A 20,683-nucleotide genomic window follows, 5' to 3' on the forward strand; every position below is an offset into this window, starting at 1 on the left:
GCTGTTGATACGTTCTTCTTTTTTGCATGTGCGCACCTTACACGAGGAAGGTGTTGCACTTCAGATTTGATAGCGCCCCGAGAAAGTCGAAGCTCGTGTGCGGATAGTCATTCTTGCGATTCCCATCCCGACAGTACACGATCCTCGTCTTCTCCGGATGCAATTCCAGACCACAGGCCTTCAGACGCGCACCGATTGCCTCCTGCAACCGTCTGGCTTCGGCTTCGCTTTTACAGTGGACCAATCCATCATCCGCATACCGCACGAACGACGTGTCCGGAAAGTGCCTCGCCATCCAGGTATCAAAGGCATAATGCATGTAGAGATTGAACAGTACCGGGCTGACGACACCGCCCTGCGGCGTGCCCTGCGTCCGCGACACCATTTCCTGTCCCCTCATCATCGGCGCCTTCAGCCAGCGTTCCACGTACAGCTCCACCCATGTGCAGCGGGCATGTTGCCGCACCGCTTTCATCATGAGTTCGTGATCAACATGGTCAAACGCACCTTTGATGTCAAATTCCAGTACCCAGTCGTATTTCCAGCATCGACCCCGAACAGCAGCAATCGCGTCCAGCGCCGACCTGGAAGGACGGTAAGCATAGGAATCAGGATGGAAACAGGGCTCTACCTGCGCTTCAAGATGATTGCGTGCAACCGCCTGGGCAACGCGGTCCGCCACCGTGGGAATCCCCAATAACCGCTTGCGGTTCCTGTCGTTGCCCTTCGGAATTTCCACGCCGCGCACCGGCGGGGGGAAGTAGCTCCCTGAAGACATCCGGTTCCACAGCTTGTACAGATTGCGTCCAAGCCGCTGTTCAAATGCCTCGATGGTCTGCCCATCCACACCATGCGCGCCATGGTTCGCTTTCACCTGAAGCCATGCTGCCCACACTGACTGCTTCGTTATTGCAAACGGCCTCGCTCGACTCATCGGCTCATCCCATTGTCTGGTTGGCCCACAGGTCTTGCCGGATGACGCATTCCCTTCGCTCCACCCCCATTACGAGGCTTCATCGCTACTACGAAATGCTCCGCCCCTGTACCCCGCATCGGTACTCTCGCTTTCTTCGAGTCCTTCAAATCAAGCTTCTCCCTTCGCATCGTGATGACAGGTTCCTATGTTCCATTCGATCGCCTGGAGTAACGTCACGCCGTCTATATGCCGGTCGCCACCAAGCCAGTCATCAGGCTTCCGCTTGGTTCTTCCCAGGGTGCAGCGTGAACCCTGGTTTTGACGACGAGTGGAAAAAGCTATCGACACCTCATCGACGGTTCGCTTGCGCTCGTCTCGTTATTCCCTACCTGACGCATTCCCTGCGCCTTTTCCTTCAACGCTCACCACCACGCCTCTTAAACGCAGCAGCTTGAAGTGGTTTGATGCCTTCTCCTGAAAGACGACATCGAGGGGCCCACCCTCATCGATCAAACAGTTTTCATAGCACACACGCCGCCGCTTTTTTTGTGATGTCGAGCTCCATCTTCAGGCGAGACACTTCCGCTCTTAACCGTGCCAGCTCCATCTGCTCTGGACTGACCGGCTTCGCTCCGGCTCCGGCCAGTTTGCCTTCCCTGTCCGCCTTGACCCAGTTGTGAAGAGTCTGCTGCACCACGCCCAGCGTCGCCGACACCGCAGCCAGACTCTGCCCGTTTTTCACCAACCGGACTGCTTCCAGTTTGAATTCGAGCGTGTACTGCGCCCGCTTTGCCTTGACCGTCATCGTTTCTTCTCCTTGCTTGAGTTTACACACTCAGCAAGGGATTCGTTTTTTGGGGGCAAGGTCAGTCAATCTGCCACCGGCCCTGCTATCGCCACAAAATTGGCAGCCGTCGACGCCATCGGAATCTGATGATCCGAGCTAATGCGACGGTGCAACTTTTTTGCGTGGCTGCATTCGCTTCCTGACATGACCTACTAATCCACGCCGCCACGAATCGTGAAACAATGTCAACAGTAGATGAGAAGGGACGCATCGCCGGTTTGGGCTTGATTGTCTAGTATCGCGCTTACGTTCCGCGACGCCGCGACATGGATACACCTTCCCATGCTTGTTGGAGAAATTTCAATGTTAAAGCCTGATTTCCTTACTCTTGCAGACGATCCAGTGTTAGATTTTCTGAACACAATTGCGCAAGGGGAAAACGGCCTATACGAATACTTGGAGACCGACAAAGACGTAGTTGATTGGCTCAGAACGATGGGCGTTCGAGGTGATGACATTGCATCGGACTTCAAACGAGGTTCATTGGCGAATGCCGCGCGCAGACTACGCGATGTGATCCGGGAACTCGTGTCACAGAAAAAATCCGGAAACCTGGTTAATATTGCCGCACTCAATTCCTTCTTGACTCGTGGCCGGTATCACGTTTTCTTGACACGACGTGTTGATGGTCACTTGGAGGTGCGACATGAGTACGAAAAAAATACGCCAGAGCAGGTGTTGACGCCAGTTTCGGAAGCCGCGGCCCAGTTGCTAGTCAACGGAGATTTCGACCTGATCCGAAAATGCGAAGCTGCCGATTGTGTGCTTTGGTTTTATGATCGGACTAAGGCCCATCGTAGACGTTGGTGCAGTATGGCGATGTGCGGCAATCGGCGAAAAGCGGCCAATTTTCGGATACGTCAACGGCAGGTTGAAAGGTGTGATTAAGTCACACAGCGGCTGCATCACCACGTAGCTGCCGATTCATTCACGGCGAAATTCAACGATAGACTCGAGAAACATCGAATCTCGGGCGTCCCGTGCACACGCCGCCCAGATTGCGCCTGTCCAAATTCTTGCCACGGGTCACGATGACCCCGATCTCTCACGACCCGTCTCAGTGACTGCTTCGCCCGGAGCGACCGATCTGATTTGGTCCCATCACGGTTGAAATTTAGACTGAGTAACCGGTATATGGCCACTTTAAGGGTGCCTCGATACTCAATGTGCGGATGGGTTCAAACTGCTCCTATGTGCGGTACTGGCGACCGATATTAAAGTCTATTCAGTGGGCCGATAAATCCCTTAAGACGCAAAGCAGGACTAATGTGAATGTCGCGCATTTTCTTCTCGCCTGCACAGCCGCCGGCCTAATGGGGTTTGCAAATCAGCGTGGCGAAACGTGTGCCGTGTCCGCCATCAGGGAGTTGGTGGACTATCAGCGCGCTAACAAAATCGCCGCCCTCCTTGAAGCGTCGGTCTGGTCTGGCGCAGGGTTCGTAATACTGAACGTAGTCGGCATGATCACCACAACGCCTCTGGACTACGCACGAGGTTTGCATACTGTGATTGGAGGTGTGTTATTTGGAGCGGGTGCGGTGGTGAACGGCGCTTGTATCTTCGGCACAGTCGCACGTATCGGTTCCGGCGAGTGGTCGTATCTGAGCATGCCTGTTGGATTTTATTTTGGCGCACTCGTGGCGGTGCTTTTACCCGTTCCTCGGGCATTGGGTCAGGAATCAGTTCTTTTCTCTGGGGAAAATTGGAAGGTGGCATTGGCGCTCGGGTTCGTCTTCGTGAGGATCTTTATACATAAGTTGGAAATCGTTAAACGCAATCGAAGCACGCTGGAACACGTCTGGTCGCCACATGTTGCAACGACTATCATCGCCATCAGTTTTCTCGTTGTATTTGCTGTGGCAGGAAACTGGAACTACACAGACATTCTCGCTGATTTCGCTCATTCCACAAAATCCGGTTTCGGTGGCGGGTTGAAGTTAGGCTGGAGGCTGCCGCTCTGTGGCGCGCTATTCGCAGGCGCCCTTATTGGCGGAGCTACGGCGGGGCGCCTCCGATCGTCAGTTCCCGCCTTCGGCTTAGTCATTCGCCGTCTCACGGGTGGCGTAATCATGGGCGTAGGCGCATCGCTGATCCCCGGTGGGAACACGGGGTTGATATTAGTGGGGGTGCCTCTGCTTTTCCCGTATGCGTGGGTCGGTTTGATATCGATCTTTATAACGGTCTACGCGCTTCTACGAATCTCCGGCCGCACTGCTCATAGCAAAGTAAGAACGCAATCTCTCTGATCACGAAAATTCAGTTCTCCGCATCGCGCATGCGTAGGCCGTAATGATTCTGCCACTACTCTTCCCTAGCAACCACGGGCGAAAGCGCGATCGTGTTGTCACTTTTATTTCACTTCGAATGAGAGTGTGCAAAAATTGGGGAGAGATTCGTTAGGATTTCAGAACTTACTGCATGACTGCTCGGTCTGTCGTGTCCATTGGCCCGGTGCATTTGCCGTAACCGCTGTCGGCAGTCTTGAATGTCGAGATGCGACGGGGCGAGAATTCCCCGTTCAACACCGCAACCCTGACCTGTGCCATGCAATGTGCCCCTTCGTCTGTCCAGCGCATCTGTCGCTTCTTGGCCATACGGCAGCTGACGACCTGGTTCACCGCGGACTCGGCGATACTGCTGCTGATCGGCAGGCCCTTGCGATGCCGGGCTCCGTAGTTGACCAACGTGCCCGCGTTCTTCTTCAGGTAACTGGAGACAGTGTTCAGATTCCACCACAACGTATTGAATTCGTATCCCTGTCTTGCCAGCAGCCGAATGTCCAGTGCCTTGATCCGCTCCAACGCCTTGCTGCCCTTTCCATGCCAGACCAGCCATTTGGCGTGGATGATCTCGGCTTCCACCGACTCCCGTTCCATCGAGTCGATCATCTTGCTGCCGAATACGGAACGCTCCGCCGCCCTGAACTTCATCGCAATATGAAACCAGTCGAGGATCCGGCCGCGCGCCAGCTGACTGCCCTCAACGGTCTTCCCGAACTCACCGGCGTCGTCGCTGATTACAGTCACGCGTTCATCGCTAGCCACACCGTACCGGCTGAGGAACTGATCGAGTCGCGCTGCGGCCGAGGTCACTTCCTTGTGCACATAGGCATACAGCTTTGAGCGACTATCAGTGAACGTCGCCCGTCCCGCGACGATATTCACGTGGCGGCCAGGGTCTCTCCCGGGGTCGCAATTGCGCAGCCACGCCGAGTCGACGCTCACTGCGGCGACATGACTGCACTCGCGAACCGTTTCGTCCGCAACAGACTGGGGCAGTTGCGCAATGTCACGCTCGATTTCAGCGTCAAGCTGCTTTCCAAGGTCAAGAATTCTATCCCGGATGCCACTCGACGAGATGCCGTTGTCCAGCGGTAGCACTTCCTTGAGCATATTCGTCGCCTGCCGGTAGGGCAAATGAGCTGCCCACTTCGCCTCAAGGTACTCCAGCTCAGGGGTGACGCGCGTGGCTAGCGCTTTCGACAAGGGGTGCACCACATGCTGCTTCGTCTGCGCAGTCCCTCGACACGCACATGACCACAGTCGCGGACTCTTCATGGTCACTTTGCCGTAGACGGTGCGCATCACGGTCGAGCGGCTGTCTTTATGCCTCAAGGCCGCACCGCAGCTCTCACAATGAGCCTGGCCTGCGAGCCATCGCTGCACCTGTTTCGAAACAAGTTCGATCTGCACCTTCGCCAGCAGCGAACGCCCTTCCGCGAGAGACAAGCCCAATTCAGCAATACTGCAATCAGGGCGCTCAACGACGGCCAGAACTCCGTCGCCCTCCTCGACTGTGTCACTGTCTCCGTCGACCAACCTTGCTTCGATGATCAACCGCATGGCTAGCTCCCACCGTTGCGAGACTGGTAAGCCTACCTGAAGTGAAACCGGCGCCGCCACCGAACGGCCCCCTTGGGAGCCTCCCCAACTTCTGCACGCTCTCTTTCGGGTGCAAATAAAATTGTCAATTGAAAATGACGCCAGCTTATACGGCTTGTCTTCGACGGGATTCTGGATTGACAGACTTATTTTGATCGACGGCACCGCGACGCCGCGAATTGACAACTTTATTAGCGAAGTTGTGACAACTTTGCTTCGGTCTACGCGTCACGGCTCGAGAATTTCGAGCCCGTTTTCGGCACACCATTGCCTCAGCGCCCGTTCGACAGAGTCGGCTTCAAACGAATACCAGAGATCGAGAACGCCTTCGCGCTCCAGCAAATCCTTGAAGCGCGCGTAAGCTCCTTGCCGTCGGAAAAATCCTTCGACCTGGTCGTAGCACGCAGGCAACTCCTGTGCGACAAACCGCAAGGCGAGAGTTTTTCCAAGATCAAGATCGTTCTTATGCGGTATCGCAAGGTATCGGTCCGAAGTTTCAAGGTCGTCAGGAATTTCCTCGTCGAAGGCGTCGTTGGAATCAGATGTCCAATAGACCTTGCCCGTATCGAGCGAGACATACGCGTTGTGCTCCATCGGCGCCGCGTAGTTAACGAAGTCGAAGGCCATAGAAAGATCGTCGAGTTTGACTGCGACCATGGCTCTACTCCCATAGGTTGGAACGTGCGAGTTGGACGGGCCGGGCGATATTCGGCGCCCCGCTTTCGAAGACCGCCCAAGTCCGGATGATCGGAACCAGCATTTGCCCGGACGTCGCGACACCCTTCATCGCGGCGAATTTCGCGCGCGAGAAACTGATGGCGAGCGTCGCCGCGCAATCTAACCGCAAGGACAACGACACCATGAACGAACAGAAAGCGCTCGCGCCGTGGCCGTTTTGCGGCGTTGTCCCAAGGCCGGTGTGCGGAGCCCGAAACTTCGGCATATCAGAGCCATTCCGGGAAATCCGTATGCTTATCCGGATCGGTTGTCGCACCACTGGATCGCCCAATGCTGCGCCGCTTCGATAGCGTCCGCGTCGGAAGGATATTGGCCAAGGTCACCCGAATACTTCACTTCTACGGCATCTCCGTCCACCAGGGCGCGCCGATAGATCTTTGCGCGGGCGTAGTAACGGCCACCTTCATCGCGAGGCGACGCGTCGATGTAAAACTCCCTGTAGTCGAACTGCATGGCTGTCTCCGAAAAGGTGTTCTACTCGTCATCGCGCTGGACAAGCTGCAAGCGCCCCGCCGCGTCTGGACCGATGTTCATCAGCCTGTTCCGGTAGTCACAGTCGCGACAAATAAAAAAAAATCCGCTTTCGTCGGTTTGGGCTTCGATCTCATCGAAGGCAAAACGTGCATTGCAGTTTCGGCAGGTCCACATGGCTATCTCCGTCGCCGTTTTCGCCGCTTCGGCGGTTGCCGGGGTTCTGAAGGCCGGCGCGGCAATTCAGGATTCCTGTTCTTTAAGCAATTTGCTAGCAAGGGCGCGCGCTGCGTCCCGCGCCTGGTCCTCGTGCGCGAAGTCAGTTTCGGTTTCGTGCGGATCGTCCGATTCGGGTTCGGCTCCCACTTCCCGGAGATGAACAATTCCGCGATAAGAGCCTGCACCAGTCTTCATCACACGGACTCGTGCGATGTGCGTGTGAGTCGCGTAGATCTCATCTTCCACGACGCTCTCCCATTCGCTCTCAAAGGAATCGTAGCATGAGCGACAGCATCACGAATCTGGTGGAGCGGCTGCGCACGTTGCCGGATCGCGCCTTGTGGCACGAAGCCGCCAACGCCCTCGAACAGCGCGCCTCGCGCATCGCGGAACTGGAACATACCGCTGTCAATGCGAAGCCGGTTGGATATTTCCTCAACGTCAATCAGCCGGGCATGAAGGTGCGCTACTCGCAAATCAGCGAGAAGTTCAGGAATCGCAAGGACGTGTTTGCCTTCTTCCCACCCCCTGTCGCTGACAGCGCGATGGAGAAGAATGGGGAGCGGTATCGGTACCCGCGGGACATCAACAACCCAGACGCCCAGGTGATCGTCGAAATGCATGACGGCGAAAGGCTTGACGTCGCTGTCGACACCGCTCCTGCTACATCCGCAGAGAAGGGAGCCGAAGAGTGATTGCCATCCTTCACCGAGACACAATTCTAGTGCGGGAACCCGGTGTTGATCACGTCTCGCGCCCGCGGTTCGTCATCGCGAATTGCCGGTTCGTAAAGACCGACAATTATCTTGTCCGGTGGATTGACGATCTACAGGTTCGGGATCAATGAAGATTTCCCCGTCGAAAATCTGGTACTGGAGCTTTCATAGACCGGCGATCCGTCCAGCCTCGTGACAATGCCGCGCGCAACATACCCCTCGATCTCTCCGGGCGATCCAGTTCGATACTTTGGCTGAACGTTGATGACCAGTCGATATGGCGGCGCATCAATCTCGCGTTGCGTCGGCGACGACATGACGCTCTCCTAACTTCCAGATAGTTCATTTCAAGCTTTCAATGAAAAACATCAGGCTACAAGACATGTCAGCATGATCCTGGTCATCGCCCCGCTGCGTCAAGAGAGGGTTGTTCAATCGCCTGACGATCACACATGAACCACGTAGCAGATCGGTACCCGACAGGAAATCAGTCGGATCGTTCCGGTATGGGCGAACGCGACGTTCCGGCCAAAAACCGGCGAAGCCGACTCTCGGCGTCGATCACCTTGTGTAGCGGCGCAACGGCGACCTGGGCGTCATGCAACACCAGCCGCTTTTCAAAGGCTGGCACGGCATCCTCTGCGAGCACCCATTCGTTTGACGCCTGCGCCCGCTCAAGCGCTGCCTCGACGGCATATTCGCCTGTCTTGAACTGCCCGACCGGTTCGCTTCCATAGCCGTCCCGCTGGAGGAACCACGCAACGTACGCGGTCCGCATCAGTTCATTAAACAGATGGCCGTTGCCATGCCGCCGCGCCAGGCTGCAAGGGCAAGGTGATGGGACAAGGACTGGTCCTGCGCGCGGAGACCTTGTCCATCGGCAACAGCATCGCTTTTGTCAGCGTCCGCCGGGGGTGGGTAACCCGTCCCCGGCTTCGCTTCGAACTCAAGTCGCTGCCAATGCACATCTGGATGATCGCTCTATTTTAGCGGGGCTTTTCGCGTTCGCGAGACTCCGGGGGACGACGTTGGAGTGAAACGCAATGTCCTGGTCCGGATTGCGCCTCACCAGCATTCCCGACGCCTTGCATCTGTCACGTGAGCTTCCGCGGTTGAGCCCGGAACGGAAGGTGCGCAGGTGCATGAGATCCTCGCAGGAACTGGTGGGGCGCAGGGTGGACAGATTGACCGGCAAATGCCAGCGGGACGCCCCGGCATACCGCCGTTCAAGGTTGCCCGTATCCGTTACGTGGCATGGCCCGGGGCTATTGCGCGGTATGCTGCGCCTGCTGGGTCCCCTTCAGGCGCTGCTTGACCTCATCGTCGAGGTCGAAGCTCGATTTCACGCCGATGTCGTCGAAATGCGCCTCGACCCACCGGTCCGCGGCGCGCGCACCGGCGTCGCGCAGTGCGCGGAAGAAGGCGAGCGATGGCGTGTCCTTGGAGGCTGCGCCGATCTCGTTCATAAGTGCATCGTCTCGAATCACGTGAAAACGCTTTTGCGTGTAGCCGCCACCCGTGAGCAAGCCCCTGGCGATCAGATCGTTGACCAGCCCGATCTGCCGGACGGCTAGCACCCATGACGCACCGAAGCTGACCTCGTTGATCCGGTTGACGATCTGGCGGGGCCACTTCGGCGGCCCGTCGATGACGAGCGGGTCGATCAGAACCGTGAGCAGATCGTCGCCGTGAGCAAGTAGCGGATCGAGCGCCGGGTTCGCCATGTATCCGTCGTCCCAGTAGAACTCGCCATCAATTTCCACCGCTTCGAAGAGCGTCGGAAAACAGGTGGACGCCATCAAGGGAGCAGACGAGGCGAGATCGGGCGGGCCGAAAATGCGCAGCGAAGTGCGGTTCACGTTTGTGGCCGCGACAAAGAGCTGCGGCGCCTGGCCGTCCGGATGCTGGAGCAGCCCGTAGTCTCCGATGACTGCGTCCATGATCGTACCGATCTCGTCGCGCAGCCAGGGTGTCAGATACGGCGAACCGACTTGCTGGGCCATGCCCTGAACGATCACGAACGGGTTGTAGTCGACGTTCCACTCGCGCGGCGAATGGGACGCCGGTAGCGGCCAGTTAAGCGCGGGCGACCAGTACGATTTCCCGGCGACGGATTCCCACAGCTGCGTCAGGCGCTGGCGCGCCTGCGCCGCACTCTGGTTCAGGCCGGCCGTGCACGCTGCTCCGTTGAGAGCGCCGCCACTGGTGCCGCTGATGGCGGCAATGCGCAGCCGTCCGGCCGCGACTTCGTCCAGCAGCCGATCGAGCGCCCCCCATCCGAACGCGGCATGTGCGCCGCCGCCCTGCAGGGCGAGGCATACCGTCTTCGGCGTATCCTTTGCTGGCATCGTTAGCCTCCGTCACGCCGCCATGGGGCGCGCCTTCGTAAATAAATTAATCTTTGTAGCGTAGGACAAGACCCGCAAGTGTCAACGGGCGCATGGGTTCGCGTCTGTGGCGGGGTGACAGACGCCGGCCGGGCTTTCATCGGTGCCTTCGTCGATGAACCCAGCCGGGCATGGGGCCGGGTAACATCGGTTGGACTTTTGGTGTTGTTGGCTGAAACACGAACCGGTCAGGAACGATGTCTCGCCTTGCGAGCGATTACACGTCGCCCATCGATCCATTGCCATCCGGTTCGTTATCCTCATCATATCCGCCCGGTCGGCTCAGGGGTCCAATTCCCGTGGTTCGTCGACTGAACGCACGCAGCCATATTCCGCCACGTAAGTGTTTTATGCCCCCCAGACGTCGGTCCGTCGCGCCTGGAGCTGTGTCGCACGCGAGAAGGCCGGTTGCGGGACAGGTCGATATTCCGCGGCTGCCAGGCCTCCCGGGTTCAGGCACCCGGGCACCTTGAGCCGACCGGTTCAGCTCATAGGCGCCGACACGGATCACGTCTGGACCTTCGCAAACAGTAGCCCCTTCGCACCCTGCGGTAGTGCCCTGCCCTGCCGGCCTGCGGTGATCAGATCCGCGGAACAGCTGCTGCGCCCGTCGCGACGCCCACCCGCGCTGAATGAAAGGGAGGCGGTGGGTAGGCATGAAGGACAACGACGCTGGTCGCGGTTGCCATGTGCCCGTCAGCGGATCCCTTCGTGTTGCAATGCCTTGAGCGGTGGCTCTGTCCAACTACCGATACCAGAATCGACAATTTTTCACCTGCCCGGCGAAGCAGAGGAACTTCTGCAACTACCATAGCTACCGGGAGCGCCTCCCGGCGAGCATGGTTCCGCGACAACGCGGGGCGCCACAGTGGCAGCGGTATCGATCGCGCAGGCTCTTTGAGCGGGGTTCGTGGCTCACCAGGGCGTAATCGATGCTCAGTTCCTCGCCCGACGCAATATGCCGCCCGGCGCGAATGAATATCCGCGTCCCGTCCAGTTCCGGCAGACAGTTCGGCTCGCACGAGTGATTGATCCACCTTGCATTGTTGCCGCCGAGCCCACCATCGATGACGTATCCATTGCCCAGATCGAACAGGAACGTATGGTCGGGCTGAGCGGGGTCTTGCGACACAGCACGCGCTGCACTCTCCCACGGCACGAGTTTTCCCTTGTACTCGCAAACCAGGTCGCCCGTGGCGATATCCTGTGTCGCAAAGACGCCTCTTCCATGGATCGGTGACTTGCGCACCGCTATACGACGACGGCCCGGCATTTGAACCCCGGATGACTGACAGACGCGACTGCCGTCTGATTGACGGCCCCGTGATGAGGAAGTCTATCGATTCCCAACCTGTGATGGGGCATTGCACGACAAGCGGGGACGACGGGGAAGCCGGGTCGAGGTCTCGCCTACCCGGCATCAATCGGTTGTTTTGGGGGTAGCCAGGGCGTGCGACACCGGGGATCGCAGTCGTGCCGGTCAGAAATGCAGAGGGCCGTTGGTGACCATCAGCACCGCCCATCCCGGCAGGGCAACGCCGAACGGGGTGCTCAATCGGCGGCCTTGAGGCAGATTCTTTTCAGCCGACATCGCCGCGCCGAGCGTCAGCATCCATCCTGTGCGGCCGGTGCCGACCGCAAACATCAGGAACATCAGCGTCCAGCAACATCCGACGCAAAACAGCCCGTGGCGATCCCGGGCAGGAAACTGTTGCGACGACCGTTCCGCCGCGCCACTGCCCGCTTCCTTGAGCTTGCCTTTACCCTCACGTACCTCGAAATCTGGCGCGGCTCGCTCGACCGCGACCCGCGAATTCCGTCGCCCGTGAAGCGCTGGCTCACGGGCGCGGTTGGAAAGACGTGTGCCGACGACGCACCGCACCGAAAGGTGCTGGCCTCCCGCAGGGCGACTGGCCGGTGGTCCCGGCGATTCAATGCGGGAATGCAGGGGCGGCAACGCGATCCAGTCCTGCGGACCGACAAAGCCTTTTCCGTTGCTGATGCCTGCCGCTAGTCGGTCATCACGCGGGCGCGCAGGTGCTGGAGGGTTGCCTTCAGTTGTCGGCGCAGCTGCGGACCATTCGTGACCAGATGCCCCTCACGCTCGAGCCGGTCAAGCAGATCGATCTCACGCAACAGGCGTTCGATTGCGCTGTTCGTGTCGTCAGCTTTCTGTTCGGCCATAGACTCCGCCCTTTACTCTGCTTGTAGTCGGAAAATAGTATAGGGGACGGGTGTGGCGCCGGGATGTCGCTGAAATTATTTCCGGGGGCGCATGGCACCGGCCTGTGGTGATAACCCGCGTGTCACCGGGCTCGCCACGGTTGAAACTCCGTCGCGCGCCCTCCTCGCCCGTGCTTCGACGACCAGTCACATGGCTTGCCTACTACCGCGTCGAAACCGGTCTGCCCAACGCGACACGAAGTCGGTACCGCTGCCCTTAAGCGCAAGCGGCACCCATGCCACACGATCAGCGCAGTTCCGATTCGCACTCGGGCTTTGATCTTCCTCTTGCGTCGGTCTCACGTTTACCGCAATCAGCCGCGACGTTACGAATAACGTATTGAACACTACATTTCGGTGCGAAACTTGCAAGAGTGCGCTTCACCGGCGGCCACTGGCTGCCGACGGACCTCGGCCTGTCCTTTTCCGTGAAACATTCGACAAATGACTCGAATAAAGATCACTAAATCAATGATTTATAACTTTTTATCCGCCGCCCCGGATGTTTCACGGACGACCGACCGGGCAACGCTGGTGATTGACATTACCGCCCATTATGTTGAGCTTCAGCATGTTTGCGAACCCTACGCTCGCGGCGGCATACCAGCGCGCTCGCGGCGCTTGATGGGCGGGCGTACCTGTTCCACCTTGCGTGCACATCACGGTCTACCCGTCCCCGGACATCCTGCCCCCGTGCCGCCAAACGCATCCAATTTGGTGCCGGGTAGATATCCGACAAGGCGATCGTAGCGCGGTCGCTGGCCGAGAAAGCGACCGCCACAAGAGACCCGCGACGCCGGTCCTCGCACAGTACCGGGTACACGGCGCCTGGCTTGGTAGGCACGGCAGGATCGGCCGGCGTATCTGCGACTCGACGAGGACCGAGTTCGACGCCTACATCGGCATCCTGGAAGGTACTCACGCTACCGGCGTTGTGCTTCTCCCCTCTGCAGAGGTTCTGATTGCGTATGACTTAGCGAGGAGGTGCCGCTGCCTACTGGGACCCGCGTCCCGTCGGGGGCCGACGCGGCACTCACCCGCCTGAGGATTTCCGCCTATCTCTTGAGGGCACGCGCGACAGGCGCCCCACTCGCAGCGCGCGACTCGGATTCGCCGGCTCTGCCTTTGCCGAGCTGAGTGGTGCCTGCGGACCACAAATGGGTGCACTGCCGCATGCCCCGTGGATGTCAAACCTTCAAAGCGAAGCGTCATCCGCCAACTCCGCACCTTCGCCACCTACACGGACAGTCTCGCAGGGTGCTTTTTGCACCGCGCAGAGTAGGCGTGAGTCCCCACTGGCCGCGGCACCCATTCGTGTCGCATGTGGTCGCGAACGGCATGAGCCTTGAAAGCGCTCGAAATTTCGCAGTGCACGACTCGCTCGACACGACATCAACCTATGCAACCGCCGAGCTGGCCCGTCAGTATCGGGAGGCCGAATCCTTTCTCAGGAATGCGACTTACAGAGATCTGACTCCCTCTCTTAAAGGCCAAATGACGCGCGGTAGCGCGCCATCCTATCCGTCTTGCTCAAACTCAGTACATAGGTTTATCTGGGCTTAACGACGCCGCCAGCATTTAGAATCGCGGCCATCATGGCAAGCCTGGTTTCGACATTGTCGTCAGCGGGTCCGAGGTTGTAGGTCAGAATCAGGTTGCGGCCGGATCTGTTCAGCTTCACAGAACCCGTGTTGCGGGCCAATCCAACGAGGTGGCCAACCAGTTCATCCTGAGAAAGCCGGGGGATTACACGCCCTGCCTCTATGGCAAGCGCTCTCATTTTTTTCACTCCCCTGATCTTGACCAGGCCAACGAGTCGCTCTCCCATCTCGGTACTGATCGCGGGAAAGAGGTCCAGCAGTTCGCTTGGGATAGATGCGATCGCGTTTGCCCTTGCGATCGTTTGCCTGTGAACCCCGAGATGCACAGCGGCCCCTGTCATAGAGATCCATCTGCCCTTCGCGAGCCCTTCCCTGTATTCATCGGCCAGCAACAGGGGGTTGGAATACTGCTGCTTCGAACCCGCAAGAACATGTTTCCCGCAGACATGCGCGGACAACTGAGCGCGCGACTTCCCCTGAGGATCCAATGTTCTCGCGCGATCAACCAAGGAAGAGACACCGTGTGTCTTTGCGGCTTTCAACAGTTCCCGCGCGGTTTTGTTGACGATTCCCACTTCGCTGAAAATTGCGAGGATCTCTGTAGGAAGTTCGGATACCGCTACCGCTTCACGGATCCTGGCGAATCCCACCTTTATCTTGAGTTTCTCGGTCAGCACCACTGCCGCTTGTCTGTAGGAGGACCAGTGAGTACCGTTGCCGGCGTGGTAGAGCGCGGCCAACCGAAGAGGGTCTGCCGCCGTATAAGTGAGTTCTTTTTGCATATCGATGTGCGCGAGTGCGACAACGAAGTATCTAACAAGGCCAATCGAAACAATCGCCAAAAGGGCCACTAAACGTGGGCTGTTTCCGAGCGTTTGAAGCCGTCGATTCATTAGACACTACCGTCGGACTCAGTCAAGGTCACTGAGACTTCCGTCACCACCAGGCTTCAACTCTCCGCAACGAGATTTCAACGCGCCTCGAGAATCGCGATCGTACGGACGTAGAGAGCATACGTGCGCCTTCTTCTCGTACCCGTTGGCGCGTCGCGCACCGCTCTTTGGCCCATCTTTGGCCCGAGTAGGGGCCAAGCCAATTTCTTACGCGTTTGTTGGCCCGAATTTGGGACATCGTTGGCACAAGCTTGAACCCTTAACAATTTCGGGCCAAACGACGCATACCCGCTCCGCGCGCTCGTCGCCTCGTGGATGCTGCAAGACTCTTTGGCCCATGCAGCTTCGGGCAGGACGCGTATCTGCCGGGCGTCAGTATTACTGACACGTTTTGTGTCGGCGCCCCTCGAGGCTTATAAAAGAGTGTCAGTAATACCGACACTCGCGACAAGCGAAGTGATCGACAGGCCGAAGTGTCGGTACTACTGACACCGTGCGTCCCTGTCCATCCGAAGCAGAGTTGACGAACCAAAGCCTCTTCATGTTTCACAGAGCGTCGATCTCCGAATGCGTCTGTTCTTCATGCTTCACAGCGCCGACCGCCTTTGACAGAGGGCATGAAAAAAGCCCGCAGTTGCGGGCTTCTCTCGGATGGGCTGCATTACTGCTGCGCGCTTGGCTCTTCCCGGTACAGTTCGCTGATCAGCTGCCGGATACGAGTCTCTTGAACCTCGCTAAGCGACCCAGTCTTGATCTTGACAGTGAAGGAGTTGACGTCCTTCGTAATGCTTCCAGCCTGTTCCTTGCCCGAAAAGAACTTCGCAATACTCCGCTCGCGCGCCTCCGCTCGTGAACCCTGACGTGTGGCCTGCGCTACGATTGCCGCAGCATATCGGCCCTGGAGAATTTCTCCTTTAACGACGTCCGGCCACAAATCCTTCGCGGCATCCAAGCCGGCGGCACCATGTTTCTTGATAGCGGACACAATTTCTTCTGCGGCGTTGCACCCAAGCAACGCCGGTTGCAAGTCCAAATGTTCCTTGATGAAATCAGGGAGCTTGTCGAACGCCAAAAATTGATACAGCCCGGCGCGCGACATACCGAGAGACTCAGCAAGTCGCTTTCGATTCGGGAACTCTGCTTCCGCCCGACGGAGCGAAATCGCAACTTCATAGTCGGTCAGGTTGGCGCGCCCGATGTTCTCTACCAACGCGAGAACTACCATGTCCTCATCGGAGCATTCGACTATTACCGCCTTAATCTGCTCCATGCCCAAGATCTTGTGCGCACGCAATCGCCGCTCACCAGCGATCAGCTGGTAGCCAGACTCGACGCGACGCACCGCCACCGGCTGAACTAATCCCTTTTCGCGAATTGACTCTGCAAGGTCCGAAAGCTCGGCCTCGACAAAAATCCGTCGAGGTTGCCATGGGTTCGGCACCACCTCCGCAACTGGAATCGTTGCCTGGCCTCCACTCGCTTCCAACTCTTGAATTTTGAGTTGTGCGGCCGCCAACGCCCCCGCCATCCCAGGTCCCGTCTTCGGCTTCTCAGCCACGGGCTTGGTCGTTTCCATCTCCTCGTCAGAGATTGAGGACGTCTTCCGGAGGTTGGCAGTTTGTTGAGCCATACGATCACGAATGCTGCTCATTGCGCGAGACTCCATTCATCGACGTACATGTTGTCAATCCACCTGCAGTATTCGACCAGCGGTTGGCGTACACGCTGCACCGTCTTTGAAACCCCGTCGGATTTGCTGAGGTCAAACACTGTCGAGAGCGCTAGCGCCCCATTGCTCATCACCGAACTCGCGGGAATCTCGGTCGTGGTCAGCCAGTCTTCGTACGCGCGTTGCGTCCAGGAACGAACAATGGGTGCAGATGAGGTCGGGCTTGTATCCACCTTCGACAGAATGACGGAGATAAAATCGTAGACCTTGTTTGACTCCTTCTCCATGAAGTTCGCGGCAATATCCGAAAACAGCCCCCAGAACGACACCGAGCTGATGAAGTCAAGGCTCTCCGGCACCAAGGGCATCACCATCGAATCAGCTGCCATCAACGCGTTTAAAGTCAGATAGGAGAGGGAGGGCGCAGTGTCCAAGATGATGTAGTCGTATTTCTTGCGCAGCGGCTCCAAGCCTTTCCGAAGGATTGCCCAAAACTGATAGCTCGGGCGAGTCTTAAGCATCGAGGGGATGAAGAACTCCGCACTGAACAGCGATGGATGCGCGGGAATCACATCCAAGCCGTCCCAATAAGTTTCCTTGATCGCATATTCCAGACCTCCTTCCATCTCTTCGTTGTAGATAAAAGGGAGCACGGTCGAATCCTCGTCGACCTCGTTCTCAGCATAAAGTCCGCAGAGTTCGGACAGTGAGGCCTGCGGGTCCAAGTCAACCACGAGTACTTTCCGCCCACGCAAGGACAACCCCTGAGAAATGCACATGGTCGTCGTAGTCTTCGTCGACCCACCCTTGAAGTTCGCAACTAGAACAATCTTGCCGTCGGCCTCGCGACCAGTCACGAGCGGCGATTGATAGATTTCCGACAGTTGTTGTACGTAGGTGCGTGCCTCGGCCAAGCTGAACAGGCGGCTACGGCCCGTGCCGTGCGCAACGCCCGGCGGCAACGTGCTGCCTTCACGCGTTGCTTGGTAGTGGAGTTTGGTTCGGTCCAGCCCGCACAAATCTGCTACTTCGGCAGTCGTAAAGTTCGGTGGCGCCTTTCGCGGCCTTGGCGTAAGGATCTGCTCGCGCAGTTCGGCTGTCAGTCCGTCCAGCTTTTTCGCAAATCTAGCGATTTTCGCGAGAGGGACCTTGCGTGTGATAGCGGGGAATTCGGCCTTAAGCATCATTTTTACACTTTTACCGGAAATCAGGACAAAGCGTAGAATACTCGAAAACTTTGACAAAATCGCTTTCACATTAGCTGGCTTCTGAAATTTCCCGCCTAAACCGCTGAAATGCAACATAAAAACGTCAACGACCAGGCGGGATGGACCCATTAGCCGGCCATGTCGAAACAAGCTATCAAGTGCGCTTCATGGTGAGAGGAATTGTTGAAATACGTCGAAGCGATGGCGAAAGGTGGGGGGCGGAATTGGCCAGCTGACGTGCCTATTGGTTTTTTCAACAATTGTACTCACCAACGCATTCCCGCCTCGCCGCCCGGAGACACTCCTGCCCCAAGCGAACTGCATCCACGTTAGTAGCCGGCAGCTTCGCTTCTCACGGCCCAGAACGAGCGGCGGACGTGGACTGCGGAGAAGGCCGCGCCTACCCGCAAAATTACTCACCATCATCCCCGCCCAACGTCTTATCCACAGGCGCCATCGACTAAAGAGCACCGTTCGGGCGCCTTCGCGCGGATCGAGCCGAAAAATCGAGCACCCAAACTACGGCCACGCACAAAATCACTCACCATCGTTTCAACAATACTACTCACCCACTTACGGTCATTTTCCCCGGAGTCCCTTTGCCAGATAAGGGTCTCCACGAGCGGCAACCATCTTCAACAAAAATGCTCACCATCTCTCCATGCTTACAGCATCACTCACCCGACGCTGGTAAACTTCTCACATTCACAAAGGATTTCCACTCACCTTCGCCCAACAAAAACTCTCACCTCAAGCACAAAAGTGCTCACCTACACGGCGCTAAGCGATTGTTTTTACGAAGATTGTTGATTCTCTGTAGTTCGTTTGTTGGTTTTTCGTTTTTAAAAGAATTAAAAAACAAACAACCCCGGCCATCATCCGTTCAACGCAGAAAGTAAGCGAATCTGTTGAGCACGCGCGTGCCAATGCTCCCTGCTCAGAACTGTGAATTGCTCGTTTTCATGGTGAGTCTTTTTGTATTGACATCTCACCTACACGTGTTAGATTCTCCGCGACCGGTAACTAGGGACACGATCCCCGATGGCAAACAACATCACGACACGCGCAACCTCGCGCCAGCTGTCGTTTGAGCTGTTCGAGGAGATGCTCGCCACAGATACGCCAATCAACGAATCGACGAAGGAAATTGGCTATCAACGTAACAACGTTTTCATCGACATCACCGATGTGGGCATTACAGCCAGGCGATTCCTGGACGCGGCGCATTTCATCGTGGCGCAGGAACCAACAACCCCGAAGGTTTACGACGTTGAGCTGAGCTACTTCCGATGGCTCATGCGTTATGACAGTTACAACTATAAGCACCTGCGAACGGTGGTGTCTGAGGCTCAAAAGGCTTTGATCCAGGTTTCGTCATCGCCCACGGGTAGCACGTCCGGAGAGGATGAAAAGTGGGTGTCCGTGCAGCTCATCGGTATCGTCGGTATCGACAAAGGGCGGATCACGTTTGCTGTACCGGAGCCGCTCATTCCGCACATCAAGGATCCGGTGAAGTCGCACTGGCTGAGCCTGCGAATCACCTCCGCCTTCACGCTTACGTATGCTAGAGCTATCTACGACCACGTCATCGGTTACGTAGCAGAAGGCATAACCGAATGGTTCGAAGTCGATGTGGTACGTGGCTGGCCCGGGAAAGCTGCGTCGCCCGCAACCGAATTCAAGTATTTCAAACGCGACAACCTCGACAAGGCGGTTAAGCAGATTAACGCAGTCTCCGACATTGAGTTGAACTACGAGACTCGCACCGTGAACCCGAAGTCGAAGAAGATCGACCGGATTCGTTTCAGGCTGACGCGCAAAGAAACTGCTGGGGCCATTCGAGCGAGCCTCCTTGGCGCGCAAGAGATCTACACGACGCTGAAGAACGAATTCGGCTTCACTGAAAAGCAGTTCAACACCATCTCGCAAAACCGCGCTGTTTGGTCGGATGAGCGTATTCTCCAGGCAATCGAATACACGCGCGCCAAGGTCGACTCCGGCCAAATCAAAAAGAGTCCGGGCGCCTACCTGCTAAAGGCTATCACTGATGGCTACAAGCTATCGGACGCTGACCGCAAAATGCTAACGGTCCAGCAACAGCAGCAGGAACGGGGGAGGGCGGAGTCCAGCACTAGGCAACTGGCTACAGCAGCCGTCGCCGCAAGCACCGCAGCGGCAGAGGAGCGCAGCAAAACTAGGACGGTCGAGAATGCCGACCTTGGGCGTGAGGCGTATCACAAGGCGGACAGTAGGGCGCAAAAGGACTTCATGCGTGCATTTATCGCATCCGCGGCTGGTAAGCTGGCCATCAAGCGGGTAAAGCTCAACCCTGCGACGATCCAAGAGTCGGAAGTGCTGGCGCATAAGGACCTATCCTTTGCGCTCTACTCCTTCGTGTTCCTGCGCACGAAAGCGAAAGCCGCCGCCAAGGCTTAAAGCGACACGCGAACACTCGGCTTCACACCTCGTAGACCCGCACGAGCCTCTCCGAATAGATCGTCGCTTAATCCAGACCGTTTCACCACCACGCGACAGCTGCGGCCGCTGAAGTGCCACGCGGACCGGCTGATGGGTAGCGAGCATATCAAATACGCGGTTCGCAGGCGTCCATCCGTGAGAGTCTCAACTGTGGGTGGCGACTGGGACCCCGTCGGTAGAAGCGATAGGAGCGCTCGGGGAGCGTACGAATATCGCACAATTTCGAGACAAGCCCTGGCGAGCTTGTGAGATTAAGCGCGCTGTCTTTTTACGTGTAATGGCTTGTCCGAACTGCGGGTCGTTCTAAGTGTATGAATTTAAATAAGTTCGCGTGCGACGAAACTGTAGCCATTCCTGCGCGTTCCGCTCTTTTGTGGCTACAGCAATACGACGAGAATGCACAAATTCCTTGGGCGATGGGGTGTAAAAGAGCTAC

General features: G+C 57.3%; 18 protein-coding genes and 2 pseudogenes. 4 read left to right on the forward strand and 16 right to left on the reverse strand.

Going from position 1 to position 20,683, the window contains the following annotated elements; all coding sequences use genetic code 11:
* Positions 1-37: 37 nt before the first annotated feature.
* Together ltrA and SB822_RS43435 are read right to left on the reverse strand one after the other, a co-directional pair.
* Entirely contained in the window at positions 38-895 is an 858-nt protein-coding gene (gene ltrA, locus SB822_RS43430; RefSeq protein ID WP_410857554.1) for a group II intron reverse transcriptase/maturase, read from the reverse strand.
* 559 nt (positions 896-1,454) lie between these two features.
* Positions 1,455-1,721 (reverse strand): annotated as a pseudogene (locus tag SB822_RS43435) (transposase); the annotation flags it as partial.
* 345 nt (positions 1,722-2,066) lie between these two features.
* Here SB822_RS43435 and SB822_RS43440 point away from each other — a divergent pair.
* Both SB822_RS43440 and SB822_RS43445 read left to right on the forward strand, forming a co-directional pair.
* Positions 2,067-2,651, forward strand: a complete 585-nt coding sequence (locus SB822_RS43440; RefSeq protein ID WP_410857555.1) for a CGNR zinc finger domain-containing protein — start codon at positions 2,067-2,069, stop codon at positions 2,649-2,651.
* A gap of 380 nt (positions 2,652-3,031) precedes the next feature.
* Positions 3,032-4,009, forward strand: a complete 978-nt coding sequence (locus SB822_RS43445) for a YeeE/YedE thiosulfate transporter family protein (RefSeq protein WP_410857556.1) — start codon at positions 3,032-3,034, stop codon at positions 4,007-4,009.
* 165 nt (positions 4,010-4,174) lie between these two features.
* Here SB822_RS43445 and SB822_RS43450 read toward each other — a convergent pair whose 3' ends face one another.
* The 5 genes from SB822_RS43450 to SB822_RS43470 form a co-directional block, all read right to left on the reverse strand.
* Positions 4,175-5,605 (reverse strand): ISKra4 family transposase, encoded by a 1,431-nt coding sequence (locus tag SB822_RS43450; RefSeq protein WP_410857557.1) that lies wholly within the window; start codon positions 5,603-5,605, stop codon positions 4,175-4,177.
* 267 nt (positions 5,606-5,872) lie between these two features.
* A complete protein-coding gene (locus SB822_RS43455) occupies positions 5,873-6,301 on the reverse strand; it encodes a hypothetical protein (protein ID WP_410857558.1) in 429 nt (142 codons plus the stop codon).
* Between the two features lie 315 nt (positions 6,302-6,616).
* The gene (locus SB822_RS43460) at positions 6,617-6,835 is read right to left on the reverse strand and encodes a hypothetical protein (protein ID WP_410857559.1); all 219 of its coding nucleotides are present in this window, start codon (positions 6,833-6,835) and stop codon (positions 6,617-6,619) included.
* 21 nt (positions 6,836-6,856) lie between these two features.
* Positions 6,857-7,030 carry a hypothetical protein gene (locus SB822_RS43465; protein ID WP_410857560.1) on the reverse strand — a complete coding sequence of 58 codons (174 nt, stop codon included), beginning with the start codon at positions 7,028-7,030 and terminating at the stop codon, positions 6,857-6,859.
* 66 nt (positions 7,031-7,096) lie between these two features.
* Positions 7,097-7,318 carry a hypothetical protein gene (locus SB822_RS43470; protein WP_410857561.1) on the reverse strand — a complete coding sequence of 74 codons (222 nt, stop codon included), beginning with the start codon at positions 7,316-7,318 and terminating at the stop codon, positions 7,097-7,099.
* 35 nt (positions 7,319-7,353) lie between these two features.
* Here SB822_RS43470 and SB822_RS43475 point away from each other — a divergent pair, with 35 nt between their 5' ends.
* Positions 7,354-7,767: a hypothetical protein gene (locus SB822_RS43475; RefSeq protein WP_410857562.1), complete on the forward strand. Its 414-nt coding sequence runs from the start codon at positions 7,354-7,356 to the stop codon at positions 7,765-7,767.
* A gap of 131 nt (positions 7,768-7,898) precedes the next feature.
* On the opposite strand, the gene SB822_RS43480 is transcribed toward SB822_RS43475, so the two are convergent.
* The 9 genes and pseudogenes from SB822_RS43480 to SB822_RS43520 form a co-directional block, all read right to left on the reverse strand.
* Positions 7,899-8,105: a hypothetical protein gene (locus tag SB822_RS43480; RefSeq protein WP_410857563.1), complete on the reverse strand. Its 207-nt coding sequence runs from the start codon at positions 8,103-8,105 to the stop codon at positions 7,899-7,901.
* Positions 8,106-8,275: 170 nt separating this feature from the next.
* The gene (locus SB822_RS43485) at positions 8,276-8,566 is read right to left on the reverse strand and encodes a hypothetical protein (protein ID WP_410857564.1); all 291 of its coding nucleotides are present in this window, start codon (positions 8,564-8,566) and stop codon (positions 8,276-8,278) included.
* Between the two features lie 487 nt (positions 8,567-9,053).
* Positions 9,054-10,136, reverse strand: coding sequence for a patatin-like phospholipase family protein (locus SB822_RS43490; protein ID WP_410857565.1), 1,083 nt, complete (start codon positions 10,134-10,136; stop codon positions 9,054-9,056).
* An 853-nt stretch (positions 10,137-10,989) separates the two neighbouring features.
* Entirely contained in the window at positions 10,990-11,448 is a 459-nt protein-coding gene (locus SB822_RS43495) for an SET domain-containing protein (protein WP_410857566.1), read from the reverse strand.
* A 207-nt stretch (positions 11,449-11,655) separates the two neighbouring features.
* Positions 11,656-11,920, reverse strand: a pseudogene (locus SB822_RS43500) (DUF2182 domain-containing protein); the annotation flags it as partial.
* Positions 11,921-12,185: 265 nt separating this feature from the next.
* Complete coding sequence (locus tag SB822_RS43505; RefSeq protein WP_410857567.1) at positions 12,186-12,359, reverse strand: hypothetical protein; 174 nt, start codon at positions 12,357-12,359, stop codon at positions 12,186-12,188.
* A 1,588-nt stretch (positions 12,360-13,947) separates the two neighbouring features.
* Positions 13,948-14,892 carry a hypothetical protein gene (locus SB822_RS43510; RefSeq protein ID WP_410857568.1) on the reverse strand — a complete coding sequence of 315 codons (945 nt, stop codon included), beginning with the start codon at positions 14,890-14,892 and terminating at the stop codon, positions 13,948-13,950.
* Between the two features lie 661 nt (positions 14,893-15,553).
* Positions 15,554-16,543 carry a ParB/RepB/Spo0J family partition protein gene (locus SB822_RS43515; protein ID WP_086917390.1) on the reverse strand — a complete coding sequence of 330 codons (990 nt, stop codon included), beginning with the start codon at positions 16,541-16,543 and terminating at the stop codon, positions 15,554-15,556.
* Positions 16,540-17,748: a ParA family protein gene (locus SB822_RS43520; RefSeq protein WP_410857589.1), complete on the reverse strand. Its 1,209-nt coding sequence runs from the start codon at positions 17,746-17,748 to the stop codon at positions 16,540-16,542. The genes SB822_RS43515 and SB822_RS43520 overlap by 4 nt, the downstream gene beginning before the upstream one ends.
* Positions 17,749-18,810: 1,062 nt before the next feature.
* On the opposite strand from SB822_RS43520, the gene SB822_RS43525 reads away from it, so the two are divergent.
* Complete coding sequence (locus SB822_RS43525) at positions 18,811-20,205, forward strand: replication initiation protein (RefSeq protein WP_086917389.1); 1,395 nt, start codon at positions 18,811-18,813, stop codon at positions 20,203-20,205.
* Positions 20,206-20,683 lie beyond the last annotated feature (478 nt).

This window comes from Paraburkholderia sp. SIMBA_054 (assembly GCF_046534875.1).
In the GTDB taxonomy this organism is placed as follows: domain Bacteria; phylum Pseudomonadota; class Gammaproteobacteria; order Burkholderiales; family Burkholderiaceae; genus Paraburkholderia; species Paraburkholderia hospita.

Excerpts from the sequence above, each read along its gene's own strand:
- SB822_RS43525 (WP_086917389.1), top strand. The coding sequence starts at position 18,811 with ATGGCAAACAACATCACGACACGCGCAACCTCGCGCCAGCTGTCGTTT.
- SB822_RS43495 (WP_410857566.1), bottom strand. The coding sequence starts at position 11,448 with ATGCCGGGCCGTCGTCGTATAGCGGTGCGCAAGTCACCGATCCATGGA.
- SB822_RS43520 (WP_410857589.1), bottom strand. The coding sequence starts at position 17,748 with ATGATGCTTAAGGCCGAATTCCCCGCTATCACACGCAAGGTCCCTCTC.
- SB822_RS43505 (WP_410857567.1), bottom strand. The coding sequence starts at position 12,359 with ATGGCCGAACAGAAAGCTGACGACACGAACAGCGCAATCGAACGCCTG.
- SB822_RS43485 (WP_410857564.1), bottom strand. The coding sequence starts at position 8,566 with ATGCGGACCGCGTACGTTGCGTGGTTCCTCCAGCGGGACGGCTATGGA.
- SB822_RS43490 (WP_410857565.1), bottom strand. The coding sequence starts at position 10,136 with ATGCCAGCAAAGGATACGCCGAAGACGGTATGCCTCGCCCTGCAGGGC.
- SB822_RS43455 (WP_410857558.1), bottom strand. The coding sequence starts at position 6,301 with ATGGTCGCAGTCAAACTCGACGATCTTTCTATGGCCTTCGACTTCGTT.
- SB822_RS43465 (WP_410857560.1), bottom strand. The coding sequence starts at position 7,030 with ATGTGGACCTGCCGAAACTGCAATGCACGTTTTGCCTTCGATGAGATC.
- SB822_RS43515 (WP_086917390.1), bottom strand. The coding sequence starts at position 16,543 with ATGAGCAGCATTCGTGATCGTATGGCTCAACAAACTGCCAACCTCCGG.
- SB822_RS43510 (WP_410857568.1), bottom strand. The coding sequence starts at position 14,892 with ATGAATCGACGGCTTCAAACGCTCGGAAACAGCCCACGTTTAGTGGCC.
- SB822_RS43475 (WP_410857562.1), top strand. The coding sequence starts at position 7,354 with ATGAGCGACAGCATCACGAATCTGGTGGAGCGGCTGCGCACGTTGCCG.
- SB822_RS43480 (WP_410857563.1), bottom strand. The coding sequence starts at position 8,105 with ATGTCGTCGCCGACGCAACGCGAGATTGATGCGCCGCCATATCGACTG.
- SB822_RS43440 (WP_410857555.1), top strand. The coding sequence starts at position 2,067 with ATGTTAAAGCCTGATTTCCTTACTCTTGCAGACGATCCAGTGTTAGAT.
- SB822_RS43450 (WP_410857557.1), bottom strand. The coding sequence starts at position 5,605 with ATGCGGTTGATCATCGAAGCAAGGTTGGTCGACGGAGACAGTGACACA.
- SB822_RS43460 (WP_410857559.1), bottom strand. The coding sequence starts at position 6,835 with ATGCAGTTCGACTACAGGGAGTTTTACATCGACGCGTCGCCTCGCGAT.